This window comes from Cyanobium sp. L1E-Cus (assembly GCF_024345755.1).
Lineage (GTDB): Bacteria > Cyanobacteriota > Cyanobacteriia > PCC-6307 > Cyanobiaceae > Cyanobium_A > Cyanobium_A usitatum.
On record NZ_JAGQBS010000006.1, the window covers coordinates 114,789 to 128,210 of the forward strand.

General features: G+C 63.2%; 12 protein-coding genes, 1 tRNA gene and 1 other RNA gene. 8 read left to right on the forward strand and 6 right to left on the reverse strand.

The genetic code is table 11. The features are described from left to right. Nucleotides 1–35: 35 nt before the first annotated feature. Nucleotides 36–2,444 (forward strand): phosphoketolase, encoded by a 2,409-nt coding sequence (locus KBZ22_RS07595; protein ID WP_255021588.1) that lies wholly within the window; start codon nt 36–38, stop codon nt 2,442–2,444. Then, entirely contained in the window at nt 2,441–4,963 is a 2,523-nt protein-coding gene (locus KBZ22_RS07600) for a glycogen/starch/alpha-glucan phosphorylase (RefSeq protein WP_254941454.1), read from the forward strand. The genes KBZ22_RS07595 and KBZ22_RS07600 overlap by 4 nt, the downstream gene beginning before the upstream one ends. 13 nt (nt 4,964–4,976) lie before the next feature. Here KBZ22_RS07600 and KBZ22_RS07605 read toward each other — a convergent pair whose 3' ends face one another. The 3 genes from KBZ22_RS07605 to KBZ22_RS07615 form a co-directional block, all read right to left on the reverse strand. Beyond that, nucleotides 4,977–5,456, reverse strand: coding sequence for a hypothetical protein (locus KBZ22_RS07605; protein ID WP_254941453.1), 480 nt, complete (start codon nt 5,454–5,456; stop codon nt 4,977–4,979). 36 nt (nt 5,457–5,492) lie between these two features. Next, nucleotides 5,493–5,765 (reverse strand): hypothetical protein, encoded by a 273-nt coding sequence (locus KBZ22_RS07610; protein ID WP_106632938.1) that lies wholly within the window; start codon nt 5,763–5,765, stop codon nt 5,493–5,495. A gap of 132 nt (nt 5,766–5,897) precedes the next feature. Then, nucleotides 5,898–5,971, reverse strand: a tRNA-Arg gene (locus tag KBZ22_RS07615). Between the two features lie 45 nt (nt 5,972–6,016). Here KBZ22_RS07615 and rnpB point away from each other — a divergent pair. Together rnpB and KBZ22_RS07625 are read left to right on the forward strand one after the other, a co-directional pair. Further along, an RNA gene (rnpB, locus tag KBZ22_RS07620) (RNase P RNA component class A) lies at nt 6,017–6,427 on the forward strand. 18 nt (nt 6,428–6,445) lie between these two features. Then, the gene (locus tag KBZ22_RS07625) at nt 6,446–7,165 is read left to right on the forward strand and encodes a ribonuclease III family protein (protein WP_255021589.1); all 720 of its coding nucleotides are present in this window, start codon (nt 6,446–6,448) and stop codon (nt 7,163–7,165) included. Here the strand turns inward: KBZ22_RS07625 and KBZ22_RS07630 are convergent. Beyond that, nucleotides 7,143–7,322 carry an NAD(P)H dehydrogenase subunit NdhS gene (locus KBZ22_RS07630; RefSeq protein ID WP_106632954.1) on the reverse strand — a complete coding sequence of 60 codons (180 nt, stop codon included), beginning with the start codon at nt 7,320–7,322 and terminating at the stop codon, nt 7,143–7,145. The two genes, KBZ22_RS07625 and KBZ22_RS07630, sit on opposite strands and share 23 nt — an antisense overlap. Nucleotides 7,323–7,374: 52 nt before the next feature. Here KBZ22_RS07630 and rimM point away from each other — a divergent pair, with 52 nt between their 5' ends. Together rimM and KBZ22_RS07640 are read left to right on the forward strand one after the other, a co-directional pair. Further along, complete coding sequence (gene rimM, locus KBZ22_RS07635) at nt 7,375–7,947, forward strand: ribosome maturation factor RimM (protein WP_106632936.1); 573 nt, start codon at nt 7,375–7,377, stop codon at nt 7,945–7,947. Nucleotides 7,948–8,019: 72 nt separating this feature from the next. Continuing rightward, nucleotides 8,020–9,504, forward strand: a complete 1,485-nt coding sequence (locus KBZ22_RS07640; RefSeq protein WP_255021590.1) for a mannose-1-phosphate guanylyltransferase/mannose-6-phosphate isomerase — start codon at nt 8,020–8,022, stop codon at nt 9,502–9,504. Here the strand turns inward: KBZ22_RS07640 and glmS are convergent. Together glmS and psaC are read right to left on the reverse strand one after the other, a co-directional pair. Then, nucleotides 9,491–11,410, reverse strand: coding sequence for a glutamine--fructose-6-phosphate transaminase (isomerizing) (glmS, locus tag KBZ22_RS07645; RefSeq protein ID WP_255021591.1), 1,920 nt, complete (start codon nt 11,408–11,410; stop codon nt 9,491–9,493). The genes KBZ22_RS07640 and glmS overlap by 14 nt on opposite strands. 82 nt (nt 11,411–11,492) lie before the next feature. Further along, on the reverse strand, nt 11,493–11,738 hold the full coding sequence (gene psaC, locus KBZ22_RS07650) for a photosystem I iron-sulfur center protein PsaC (RefSeq protein ID WP_006042515.1): 246 nt from the start codon (nt 11,736–11,738) through the stop codon (nt 11,493–11,495). A 151-nt stretch (nt 11,739–11,889) separates the two neighbouring features. Here psaC and acpP point away from each other — a divergent pair, with 151 nt between their 5' ends. Together acpP and fabF are read left to right on the forward strand one after the other, a co-directional pair. Then, the gene (gene acpP / locus KBZ22_RS07655) at nt 11,890–12,132 is read left to right on the forward strand and encodes an acyl carrier protein (protein WP_106632933.1); all 243 of its coding nucleotides are present in this window, start codon (nt 11,890–11,892) and stop codon (nt 12,130–12,132) included. An 8-nt stretch (nt 12,133–12,140) separates the two neighbouring features. Then, nucleotides 12,141–13,388, forward strand: a complete 1,248-nt coding sequence (gene fabF, locus KBZ22_RS07660) for a beta-ketoacyl-ACP synthase II (protein ID WP_255021592.1) — start codon at nt 12,141–12,143, stop codon at nt 13,386–13,388. Nucleotides 13,389–13,422 lie beyond the last annotated feature (34 nt).

The following is a 13,422-nucleotide window of genomic DNA, read 5'->3' on the forward strand; positions in this document are numbered from 1 at the left end:
GCTACGGTTTGAATAACGAGTAGATGACGCGAGTAATGGCAGAGCAACTGCAGCGTCTTGATTCCTGGTGGCGGGCCGCCAACTATTTAGCGGTGGGGATGATCTACCTGCAGGACAACCCCCTGCTGCGCGAACCGCTGCAACCTGCCCATATCAAGAGTCGGCTGCTGGGGCATTGGGGCTCGAGCCCGGGTCAATCTTTTATCTGGGCCCATGCCAACCGGGTGATCCGGTCCCACGACCTCGACATGATTTATCTGTCGGGCCCGGGCCATGGCGCCCCTGGGGTGCTGGCGCCCACCTACCTCGACGGCTCCTACAGCGAGATCTATCCCGACAAGTCGACGGATGCTGCCGGCATGCAGCGCTTCCTTAAGCAGTTTTCCTTCCCCGGCCACATCGGTAGCCACTGCACACCCGAAACCCCTGGCTCAATTCACGAAGGCGGCGAGCTGGGCTACGTGCTCTCCCACGCCTGCGGAGCGGTGTTCGACAACCCCAGCCTGATCGCCCTGGCCTGCGTCGGCGATGGCGAGGCGGAAACCGGGCCCCTGGCCACCAGCTGGCACATCAACAAGTTCCTCAACCCCGCATCCGACGGCGCCGTGCTGCCGGTGTTGCACCTCAACGGCTACAAAATCGCCAACCCCACCCTGCTGGCCCGCATCCCCAGGGAGGAGCTCGCCAGCTTGATGCGGGGCTACGGCTGGGAGCCCCTGTTTGTGGAAGGCAGCGAGCCGATGGCGATGCACCAAGCCATGGCAGCCGCCATGGACAGCGCCATAAACCGCATCCAAGAGGTGCAGGCGGAGGCCCGCCGCAGCGGCGATCCCACCAACGTCAACCGACCCCGTTGGCCCATGATCGTGTTGCGATCGCCTAAGGGCTGGACAGGGCCGGCGGAGCTGAATGGCAAAAAGCTGGAAGGCTTCTGGCGCAGCCACCAGGTGCCCCTGCCCGATCCCAAGCGAGACCCGGCCCAGCTAGGGCAACTCGAGGCCTGGCTGCATAGCTACCGCCCTGGCGAACTCTTTGATGGGCAGGGCAGCCTGATACCCGAGCTGCGCGCCCTCTCGCCAAGTGGCCAGCGCCGCATGGGCTCCAACCCCCATGCCAACGGTGGGCTGCTGCGCCGCCGCCTGAATCTGCCGCCGGTCCATACCTATGCCGTGCCCGTTGAGCAACCGGGCCAGCACGAGGCCGAAAACACCGCTCCCCTGGGAGAGCTGCTGCGCGATGCAATTGCCCTGAACCCCGATTCCGTGCGCGTGTTCGGACCGGATGAAACCGCCTCCAACCGGCTGCAAGCCATCTACGAGATCAGTAAAAAGGTGTGGATGGAGGAATTTCTGCCGGAAGACCTCAACGGCAGCGAACTCTCCCGCAGCGGCCGCGTTGTCGAGATGTTGAGCGAACACACCTTGGTGGGAATGATGGAGGGCTACCTACTCACCGGCCGCCATGGTTTTTTCCACACCTATGAGGCCTTCGCCCATGTGATTGCCTCGATGTTCAACCAACACGCCAAGTGGCTGGAATCCTGCATTCACCACGCCCCCTGGCGCGCGCCGATTTCCCCCTGGAACTGTCTGATCTCCAGCACCGTGTGGCGCCAAGACCACAACGGCTTCACCCACCAGGATCCTGGCTTCATCGATCTCGCCGGCAACAAAAGTGGCGAGGTGGTGCGGGTCTACCTGCCGGCCGATGCCAACAGCCTGCTGGCGGTAGCTGAACAGGCGCTACAGGAAACGAATGTGTGCAACATCATCGTTTCTGACAAACAGAAGCACCTGCAATATCTAACTCTGGAGCAGGCCCGGGCCCACGTGGCCAAGGGCATCGGCCTATGGAGCTGGGCAAGCAACGACGAATGCGGCACCGAACCAGATGAGCCTGATGTGGTGATGGCCTGCGCTGGCGACATCCCTACTAAGGAAACCCTTGCCGCAGTTGAAATTCTGCGGCGTGAGATCCCGAGCCTAAAAATTCGAGTGCTCAATGTGGTGAAGCTATTTGCTCTCACCACTCCGGGCGAACACCCCCACGGCCTCAGTGATCGGGACTTCAACAGCCTGTTCACCACGAATCGACCGGTGATCTTCAATTTCCACGGTTACCCGTGGCTAATCCACCGACTCACCTACCACCGCACCAACCACGTCAACTTCCATGTGCGCGGATATAAGGAGAAAGGCAACATCAACACCCCTCTGGAGCTGGCGATGAACAATCAGATCGACCGCTTCAACTTGGTTATTGATGTGATTGACCGGGTTGCGGGCCTGGGCTCCCGCGCTGCCCACGTCAAAGAGCGCATGAAGGAGGCGATTTTGGCCAACCGGGCCCACGCCCATGAGCACGGCATGGATGCGGAAGATGTCACCAACTGGCGATGGAACCCACTGCCTGCAGCGGCCCATGCGGGAGAATCACTCAAATGAGCGACCTCCAACCCAGCAACCTGCGTCTGCCCACCCCGGGCTGCTACGCCGACCCAGATCGCAGTGGTCTGACCGCCGAAAACGTGTTCGACGGCATGACCGAACACCTTTTTTACACGCTCGGCAAGCTCGCCCCCACGGCCAGCCGCCACGACCTCTACATGGCCCTCAGCTACGCGGTGCGCGACCGGCTGATGACCCGATACCTGGCTGGCATTGAAGCGCTCAGTGCCACCCCGACTCGAGTGGTGGCCTACCTCTCCGCTGAATTTCTGATCGGGCCCCAATTGGGCAACAACCTGTTGATGCTGGGCATCCAGCAAGAAGCGGCAGAAGCCTTGCGCCGTTTCGGCATCAACGACATCAACGAGATCCTCGATGTCGAAGAGGAGCCTGGCCTGGGCAACGGAGGCCTGGGACGACTGGCGGCCTGCTTCCTGGAGTCGCTGGCCTCGCTGGAAATCCCAGCCACCGGCTACGGCATCCGCTACGAATTCGGCATTTTTGACCAGCTGATTCGCGATGGCTGGCAGGTGGAAATCACAGATAAGTGGCTCAAGAGCGGCTGGCCCTGGGAGCTGCCCCACCCCGATCAAGCCTGCTTCGTGGGCTTCGGTGGCCACACCGAGAGCTACCGCGATGAGCACGGCACCTACCGGGTGCGCTGGATTCCGGCAGAGCACGCCATCGGCATTCCCCACGACGTGCCGGTGCTGGGCTATCGGGTTAACACCTGCGACCGGCTGAGGTTGTGGCGAGCCGATGCCGCCGAATCGTTTGACTTCTATGCCTTCAACAGCGGCGACTATTACGGCGCCGTAGAGGAAAAGGTGGGCTCCGAGACCCTCTCCAAGGTGCTCTATCCCAACGACGGCACGGATGAGGGTCGGCGCCTGCGCCTGAAGCAGCAGCACTTCTTCGTGAGCTGCTCCCTGCAGGACATGATCCGCAACCTCGATGCCCGCGGCCTCCCAATCACGGATTTCCCCGATCACTGGGCGGTGCAGCTAAATGACACCCACCCGGCCATCGCCGTGGCGGAGCTGATGCGCCTGCTACTCGACGACAAGCACCTGGACTGGGAGGTCGCCTGGAACATCACCAGTCGCGCGCTCTCATACACCAATCACACCCTGCTGCCGGAAGCCCTCGAGAAGTGGGGCTTGGGGCTATTTGGCTCCCTGCTACCCCGCCACCTGGAGCTGATCTACGAAATCAACCGCCGCTTCTTGCAACAGGTGCGTTTGAAATATCCGGGCAACGAGCAGATCCTACGCAAGGTCTCGATCATCGATGAGGAGGGCGACAAAGCCGTCCGTATGGCCAATCTGGCCACCGTTGCTTCCCACCACGTCAACGGCGTAGCAGCCCTGCATAGCGAACTGGTCAAAACCGAGCTGTTTCCAGAATTCGCGGCCCTATGGCCCGAGAAATTCACCAATGTCACCAACGGCGTCACCCCGAGGCGCTGGGTGGCCCTGGCCAATCCGCAGCTTTCGGCCCTACTGAATGAATCGATTGGCACCGGCTGGATTAACCGCCTCGATGAGCTGCGCCGCCTGGAGCAGTTTGTCGACGACAGCAGCTTCCTCGAGCGCTGGGAGGCCACCAAGCTGGGCGTTAAGGGCCAGCTGAGTCGTTACATCCATCGCCACACGGGTGTGCTGGTCGATCCCACCTCCCTGTTCGATGTGCAGGTGAAGCGGATCCACGAATACAAGCGCCAGCACCTAAACGCCCTACAGGTGGTGGCCCAGTACCTGCGCATCAAAAATGGTCAGGCTGAGGGTATGGCCCCGCGCACGGTGATCTTCGGCGGCAAGGCGGCACCCGGCTACTACATGGCCAAGCTAATTATTCGTTTCATCAACGGCATCGCCGAAACGATCAACGCAGACCCCGACATGGAGGGCCGGCTGCGGGTGATCTTCCTGGCTGATTACAACGTCAAGCTGGGTGAGCGGGTTTATCCCGCCTCCGACCTCTCGGAGCAGATCTCCACCGCCGGCAAGGAAGCCTCCGGCACCGGCAACATGAAGTTCGCCATGAATGGGGCGCTGACCATCGGCACTCTCGATGGCGCCAACGTGGAAATCCGCGAACAGGTGGGGGCGGAAAACTTCTTCCTGTTTGGCAAGACCGCTGAGGAGATTTCCGAGCTGTCCCAGTCGGGTTATCGCCCCTGGGAGCTGATCGGGGGAATGCCCGAGTTGGCCGAGATCCTGCGACTGGTGGAGCAGGGCCACTTCAGCAATGGAGATGGCGACCTATTTAGGCCGCTGCTGCAAAACCTCACCGGCCGGGATCCCTTCTTCGTGCTGGCCGACTTCAACGACTATCTGCGGGCCCAGTCCGAGGTCGACCTGGCCTGGGCCGACAGGGGTCGCTGGAACCGCATGTCGTTGCTGAATTCAGCCCGCAGTGGCTTCTTCTCTTCAGATCGCTCAATCCGCGACTACGCCGAGCGGATCTGGAAAGCCGAAAGCTTCCCGGTCACGATCACCTGCGAGCTGGACTGAGCAGGGAGATGGTCTAACCGGGCAGGTCTGGAGTTTGGTGGAGCAGCCGATTCAGCCTTAGGCGATCGGCATTAAGCGGATCAGGGGCCAGCTCACCGGCCACTTCCCGAAACTTTTGCTCCACCTCGTCGGGCACCCGCACGTCAAAGATGCGCTCCATCAGCGCCTCAATGGAGAAGAGGTGGGCATTGATGTTTTCCAGGTCCGCCATGGCCTGCTGGAAGGCATCGGGCTCAGCGCCCTCATCCTCAACAGCCCCTGTACCTGCCCCTTGGCCGCCAGGAGCGGCATTGGCCGGACTGGCGGCAGCTTCCGTGGCCTCCTGCTGCTTTTGCAACTCTTCCATCACCCGGCCTGCCAGGGTGCGAAAAGACTGCAGCGCAGCCCAATTAAGCTCCTGCTGCTGACGCAGGGTGGGGTTTTCACGGATCAATCGGTCATGTTCCCGATAGAACCGTTGGCAATCAGGGCATTGGCAGGGCTCTTCTGGCACCGCACTCCCTTTGGATCTCAATCACCATCATGGCACTCACGCCGCCAAGGGGATCTCGATCGAGGTCACCACGTTGATTACGTCGCGCAGCCGCATCGAATCGGCAAACCAGCCCATGGCTTGCTCGGTATCACCACTGCGCTCAGCGTCGGTGGCCTGCTCCTCGTGAGCCTCAGCTAGCAGGGCCAGCCAGCAAAGGCAGCGGGCTTGAACCACCGAAAGGTCGAGCTCATCGGGCTGGCTATCGGCGATGCGTTCGCTCTCCTGCTGCACCAGCAGACGCAGACGCAGATCGTGAAGCTGGGTCATCGCGGTCAAACGACTGGGACCACGCTAGCCCCGGTGCTGCGAATGGGTAGGGCACCACCTGTAGCGCTCGCTACCCCAAGCCGTGAAGGCTGGCTTGGCGAAGCTTCATCGCGTGACTGGGCTTTTAAAGAACGGGGCTGGCGGGACTCGAACCCACGACCTACGGTTTAGGAAACCGTCGCTCTATCCGGCTGAGCTACAGCCCCATCCCGGCCATCCCGCAAGACGTCCGTGTCGGCATTATGGAATGCGAAAGCAGGCGAGGTGATCGCGATCAGGGCTGCGGCACCTCCACGGAGGTAGCTGGAGCGCTTGGTTGAGGAAAGTCCGGGCTCCCCAATGGCCAGGCTTGCTGGGTAACGCCCAGTGCGGGTGACCGTGAGGACAGTGCCACAGAAACACACCGCCGATGGCAGGGGGCTCGCCCCCCGCACAGGTAAGGGTGCAAGGGTGCGGTAAGAGCGCACCAGCAGCATCGAGAGGTGCTGGCTAGGTAAACCCCAGCTAGGAGCAAGGCCCAGGGACAACGGTTGGCCATGACACCCGTCCCGTTTCAAGTGCGCCGCTCGAGGCCGCCGGCAACGGCGGTCCCAGACAGATGATCACCCCCCACCGGCTCGCTGGTGGGAGAACAGAACCCGGCTTACGTCCTGCTTTCACCACTTTTCCCCCGCCAGCCCATGCGGCCCGAACGCCACCAGCAGCTGGTTGCCTTCCTGCGCTCCCTGGGCCTGGAGGTTGGCGACCGTGACCTTGCCCCCATAGAGGAGGCCCTCAGCCACACCTCAGCGGGCCTGGCCCGCAACCACGAGCGCCTGGAATTCCTTGGCGACGCCGTGCTGCGCCTAGCCGCAGCGGAGTTTCTGCAACGGCACTATCCAAACCTGAGCGTGGGGCGCTGCTCTGCCCTGCGAGCCCAATTGGTAAGCGACCGCTGGCTGGCCGAACTGGGCGAGCACTGCAAGATCGAATCCGTGCTGCACCTAGGCCCAATGGCCAGTGGTGATCAGGCCGGACGGGCCACGGTGCGGGCGGAATGCTGTGAAGCCCTGCTAGGTGGCCTCTATGAAACCTGGGGCGCCGGCCAGGGCGGACTGGAGCCGGTGCACCGCTGGCTCTCTCCCCACTGGCAGGGCAGCAGCAGCGAATTGCTGGCCGATCCGGACCGCCACAACTGGAAGTCGGCCCTGCAGGAGTGGACCCAGGCGGCCGGGCTGGGCCTGCCGCACTACGACTGCCAGGAGCGCAGCCAAGTCCACGCTGACCCGCGCCGCTTTTATTGCAGCGTGGCGATTGCGGGCCAGGCAAGCCATACCGGCTGGGGGCCTTCAAGGCGCAGCGCCGAACAGGAGGCAGCCCGGGCCGCCCTCGCTGTGATCAAGCCTGCTCGAGGAGCTTGAGCGGCATGGTGACGAGCTTGTCCCAGTTGCCGCCCTCAAACAGCACGGCGGCCTGCTGACCACTGATCCGTTGCACGAAGCCCCGGTAGCCGTTGTAAATCGAGCGGCCGTCACGCACCACCACGGTGGAGCCCGGCAGGATCGGCAGGTCGGCCATGATTTGAGCGAGGCGTAGGGCCATTATCGGGTGACGCGGGAAGTAGCTGGCCATGGCCGATCAAACCAGCAGCAGCCAGATCGCCACTCCTGCCCCCGACGATCTACTTGTGGTCGGCAAAGTGGTTTCAGCCCAAGGGCTCCAGGGCGAGCTGAGGGTGCTGCCCATGAGCGATTTCCCGGAGCGGTTCACCCGGGCAGGCCGGCGCTGGTTGCAGCGGCGGGAAGAGGCGCCGCGGCAAGTGGAGCTGCTGAGCGGCAGGCAACTGCCAGGCAAGGAACTGTTTGTGGTGCGACTCGCCGCCATCGACAGCCGGGAAGCGGCCGAAGCCCTGGTGGGTGACCAGTTGCTGGTGCCCCTAGCCGACCGCCCCAAGCTGGCCAAAGGTGAATTTCACCTGCTCGACCTGGTGGGCACCGAAGTGCGGCTGCTGGAGGATCAACGGCCCATTGGCAAGGTTCGCGACCTGATCCACGCTGGCAACGACCTGCTGGAGGTAGAGCAGGAAACCCCCGATGGCCCGCGGCGACTGCTGATCCCCTTCGTGACTGCGATCGTGCCAGAAGTCCATCTCGAGGAAGGCTGGATCGGCATCACCCCGCCCCCCGGGCTGCTGGAGCTTTAGGCGACTCTTAGAAGGCAGCCGTTTGCTGGTTAGCCAAAGGTGAACTTGAATGGGTTCAACCCAGTCCGGTCCATGGCAACTAGCCCTAGCTCCCTAAGCAGTGCACTTGTGCCGGTGATCCTGTGCGGCGGCACGGGCACGCGGCTGTGGCCGCTGTCGAGAGCTAGTTACCCCAAGCAGTATTGGCCCCTGGCAGGCACGGGAGAAGACACGCTGCTGCAACAGACCCAGCAGCGCCTGGCGGGTTTGCCGGGTTTAGGAGCCCCTCTGCTGATCTGCAATGAAGACCACCGCTTCATCGTGGCCGAGCAATTGCGCCAGATCGGCGTGGAGCCCCAAGCGATCCTGCTGGAGCCGATCGGCCGCAATACCGCTCCGGCGGTGGCGGTAGCAGCGCTGCAGGCCACCGCCCATGGGGAAGATCCCCTGCTGTTGGTGCTGGCGGCAGACCACGTGATCCGTGATGCCGCCACCTTCCGCGCCACGGTGACTGCGGGGATGGCAGCAGCTGAAGCCGGCCAGCTGGTGACATTTGGAATCGTGCCCACGGCGCCAGAAACCGGCTACGGCTACATCGAAGCCGCCCAGTCGCTGCTCGGTGCCAACGAACCGGTACCAATCGCCCGGTTTGTGGAGAAGCCGGATCGGGCCACCGCGGAGCAATTTCTTGCCACGGGGCGCTTCACCTGGAACAGCGGCATGTTCCTGTTCAAGGCCAGCGCGATCCTGGCCGAATTGGAGCGGCTGGCGCCTGAGGTTGTGAGCGCCTGCCGCTCCTCGCTAGAGCACGACAGCGCCGATCTCGACTTTCTGCGGCTGGAGCGGGAGGCCTTTGCCAGCTGCCCCAGCGTGGCGCTGGATGTGGCGGTGATGGAGCGCACCGACCGCGGCGCCGTGTTGCCCCTGGAGGCAGGTTGGAGTGATGTGGGCAGCTGGAGCGCCCTGTGGGAAACCGCCGATCAAGACAGCGACGGCAACGTGCTGCGGGGACGGGTGATCAGCGAGGGAAGCAGCAATTGCTATCTACGCAGCGAGCATCGGCTGGTGGTGGGACTCGGTGTAGAGGATCTGGTGGTGGTGGAAACCGATGACGTCGTGCTGGTAGCCCACCGCGACCGAGCCCAGGAGGTCAAAGCAATAGTGGGGCGGCTGGAGAGGGAAGGGGCACCAGAGAGCAAGGCCCACCGCAAGATCTACCGCCCCTGGGGCTCCTACGACGGCGTCACCGAGGGTGAGCGCTGGCAGGTGAAGCGGATCGTGGTCAACCCCGGTGCCAGCCTGTCGCTGCAGATGCACCACCACCGCGCCGAACACTGGATCGTGGTGCAGGGAACGGCGGTAGTGGAAAAAGATGGTGGCAGGGAGCTGGTAGGCGAAAACCAGAGCACCTACATCCCCCTGGGTTGCCGCCACCGCCTCTCCAACCCGGGCAAGATTCCGGTGGAGCTGATCGAGGTGCAGAGCGGCCCCTACCTAGGCGAAGACGACATAGTCCGCTTTGAAGATCGCTACGGACGCAGCGACGCCAGCCCAGCTCCAACCCTCACTCAACCGTGACGCTCTTGGCCAAGTTGCGGGGTTGGTCCACATCCAGGCCCCGGTGGGCGGCAATGTGATAGCTGAGCAGCTGCATGGGAATCACAGTTAGCAGCGGGCTGAGTAGCTCGTCTACCGCCGGCACCGGCAGCAAGACATCAAACAACTCAGCGTCTGGGCATTCGGGTGCCACACCGATCAGCTGGGCATCGCGGGCCTTGGCCTCCTGGGCATTGCTGAGCACCTTGTCGAACACCGCACCAGGCATGGCGATTGACACCACTGGCACCTTGGCATCAAGCAGGGCGATCGGCCCATGCTTCATCTCGCCGGCCGGATAGCCCTCGGCGTGGATGTAGCTGATCTCCTTGAGCTTGAGCGCCCCCTCCAAGGCAATCGGGTAGTTGATGCCACGGCCTAGGAAGATCACATCCTGAGTGCCCTCAAAGCGGTGGGCCAGGGAAGCGCAGCGCTGGTCGTGGTCTGCCACCAGGGCCTCCAGCTGCTGGGGCAACTGGCGCAACTGGGCCACCAGCGCCTTGAGCTCCTCGCAGCTGCGGCCCGAGCTAACGCCACCCTGCCGCTGGCCCACTCGCCGCTCCGCAAATGCCAGGGACAACCCGTAGAAAGCCAGCAGCTGGCCAAGGAAGGTCTTGGTCGCCGCAACCCCCACCTCAATGCCGGCGCCAATGTCAAGGATGTGTTCCACCATCCGGGCCAGGGAGCTTTCTGCCCGGTTGGTTATGCCCAGCAGCCGCGGCCGGTAGGCCGGATCGGCCACTAGCCGGCGACGCTCCTGCTCCATCGCCAGGGCCGCCAGGGTGTCGGCGGTTTCCCCCGACTGGGTCACGCCGATCGTGAGCGTGTGGGGGCTAAGCGGCGGCGGCGCATAACGAAATTCACTGGCATAAAAAACGCTTGTGGGGATACCAGCCAGCTGCTCCAGCAGATAGGCGCCCACCTGGGCGGCGTGGCGGCTGGTGCCGCAGGCCAGGATCTGGATCCGCTCCACACCCTCAAACACCTCAGCCGCCAGAGGTAGTGCCACCAATGGAGTCGCTTCCCCTGCCACAACCTCTGGCAGGTGCCGGGCCACCCAAAGGGCGGCCGTTTCAGGCTGCTCGTGGATCTCCTTGAGCATGAAATGGCGGAAGCTGCGCTTATCCGCCACGTGCTCGGTGCCGCTAAGCAGGCTGGGGCTGCGCTGAACCCGCTGGCCCGCGGCGTCATAAAGCTCGATGCCCAGCGGGGTGAGCAGGGCCACCTCGCCGTCTTCCATCGGCAAAATAGTGCGGGTGAAGCCCGCCAGGGCAGGGGTGTCGCTGGCGCAGAGAAACTCTCCCTCCCCCAGCCCAATCAGCAGGGGCGCAGCCTTACGGGCCACCACTAGGGCGCCAGGGGCCTCTGCCCACACCACCGCCAGGGCATAGGCCCCCTGCAGCAACGGCAACACCGACTGCAAAGCAGCCAGTAGCAGCACCGCTGAAGCCTGCTCACCTGCCGCCCGGCGGCGATCCAGCTCCCGAGCCAGCAGGTGGGGAATTACCTCCGTATCGGTCTCGGAGCGGAACAGCACCCCTTGCGATTGCAGCTCCTCCCTCAAGCCGCGGTAGTTCTCGATGATGCCGTTTTGCACCACCGCCAAACGGCCAGAGCCATCGAGGTGGGGGTGGGCGTTGCGCTCCTCCGGCTTGCCGTGGGTAGCCCACCGGGTATGGCCAATGCCGCACTGGCCGGGAGCTCTCTGGACCTCAAAGCGGGTCGTGAGATTGACAAGTTTGCCCTCCGCCTTGAGGCAATGGAGGCCAGCCCCATCAACCGTGGCAATACCGGCGGAGTCGTAGCCGCGATATTCCAGCTGGCGCAGCCCCTCCAGCAGTTGGGGAGCCGCCTCCCGCGATCCAATCAGGGCAACGATGCCGCACATAGGCCTGGGCCAGCGAGGAGCGCAACAAAAAAGCCCGGCGAAGGGCCGGGCTTGAGCTTATTGGCATTAGCGCCAATGATCTTCAGTAGGACAAGCCCATCGAGCGACTGGTTTCGTCGCCCAAGTAAACGCGAATGCTCAGGAAGTCGGTGGGGCAAGCGGTTTCACAGCGCTTACAACCGACGCAATCTTCCGTGCGGGGAGAGGATGCGATCTGGCCGGCTTTGCAGCCATCCCAGGGCACCATCTCGAGCACGTCGAGTGGGCAGGCACGCACACATTGGGTGCAACCGATGCAGGTGTCGTAAATCTTGACGGCGTGGGACATGGGCCTGAGCCGGGAACAAACGGCGTGGAACCCAACGTACCCACAGCCTCCGGACCCACAGCAAAGGAGCCCGCAGCCCGTCACCCTTGTTCATACGCCGGGGGGAGCCCAGCGGGGTGACCCGTAGAGTGCATCGACTCTCACAGCGGCCATGTCCCAGGAAGCGATCTACGAGAAAGTGCGCTCGATCGTTGCCGAGCAGCTCAGCGTTGACGCTGGGGAAGTGAAGCCCGAATCAAACTTTCAGAATGATCTGGGTGCCGATTCCCTCGACACCGTCGAGTTGGTAATGGCTCTGGAAGAAGCCTTTGACATCGAAATCCCTGACGAAGCTGCAGAAGGCATCACCACCGTTGGCGATGCCGTCAAGTTTATTCAGGACAAGCAGGCCTGAGCCACCCCATGGTGCAGGGTCTCCAGCGCGTCGTCGTCACCGGTCTCGGCGCGATCACACCGATCGGTAACGACGTCTCCAGCTACTGGGAGGGTCTGAGCACGGCGCGCAACGGCGTGGCGGGCATCACTCTTTTTGATGCCAGTCGTCATGCCTGTCGCTTCGCAGCTGAAGTTAAAAATTTTGACCCCTCCGGCTGGCTAGAGCCAAAGGAATCCAAGCGCTGGGATCGCTTTTGCCAGTTTGGGGTAATCGCCGCCAAGCAAGCCGTCGCCCATGCGGGCCTCACCATTGATGAGTCCAACCAACACCGGGTGGGCACAGCCATTGGCTCCGGCGTTGGCGGCCTGCTGATGATGGAAACCCAGGCCCACGTGCTCAAAGATCGGGGCCCCGATCGGGTGAGTCCGTTCTGCGTGCCGATGATGATCCCCAATATGGCGACTGGCCTGACGGCCATTGCCCTTGGCGCCAAGGGACCCAGCAGCGCGGTGGCCACCGCCTGCGCCGCAGGCTCCAATGCCATAGGTGATGCCTACCGGCTGATCCAGCTGGGCCTGGCTGACGTGATGGTCGCTGGTGGCGCTGAATCGGCCATTACCCCTTTGGGGGTGGCGGGATTTGCCAGCGCTAAGGCCCTGTCCTTCCGCAACGACGATCCCAGCACGGCCAGTCGCCCCTTCGACGCCGAGCGCAACGGCTTCGTGATCGGCGAAGGCGCCGGAGTGATTGTGCTCGAGAGCCTGGAGCACGCCCAGGCTCGCGGTGCCCAGATCCTGGCCGAGGTGGTGGGCTACGGCATGACCTGCGACGCCCACCACATCACCTCACCTACCCCGGGGGGGGTCGGCGGTGCTGAAGCCATGCGTCTTGCCCTCAAGGATGCCCGGCTTGAGCCAGAAGCCGTCGACTACGTCAATGCCCACGGCACCAGTACTCAGGCCAACGACAGCAACGAAACCTCCGCCATCAAGAGTGCCCTCGGGGATTGGGCTTACCAGATACCCGTGAGCTCCACGAAATCGATGACCGGCCACCTCCTTGGAGGCAGCGGCGGCATTGAGGCGGTCGCCGCGGTGCTGGCTATTGAGCACAACCTGGTGCCACCTACCATCAATTACCAAAATCCGGATCCGGCCTGCGATCTGGATGTGGTTCCCAATCAGGCCAGGGAACACACCCTCAACGTGGTGCTCTCCAATTCCTTCGGGTTTGGCGGTCACAACGTCTGCCTGGCGTTCCGCCGCATGGCGTGAGCCTCCTCCTCCCACTCCCCCACCTGCCTTAGCC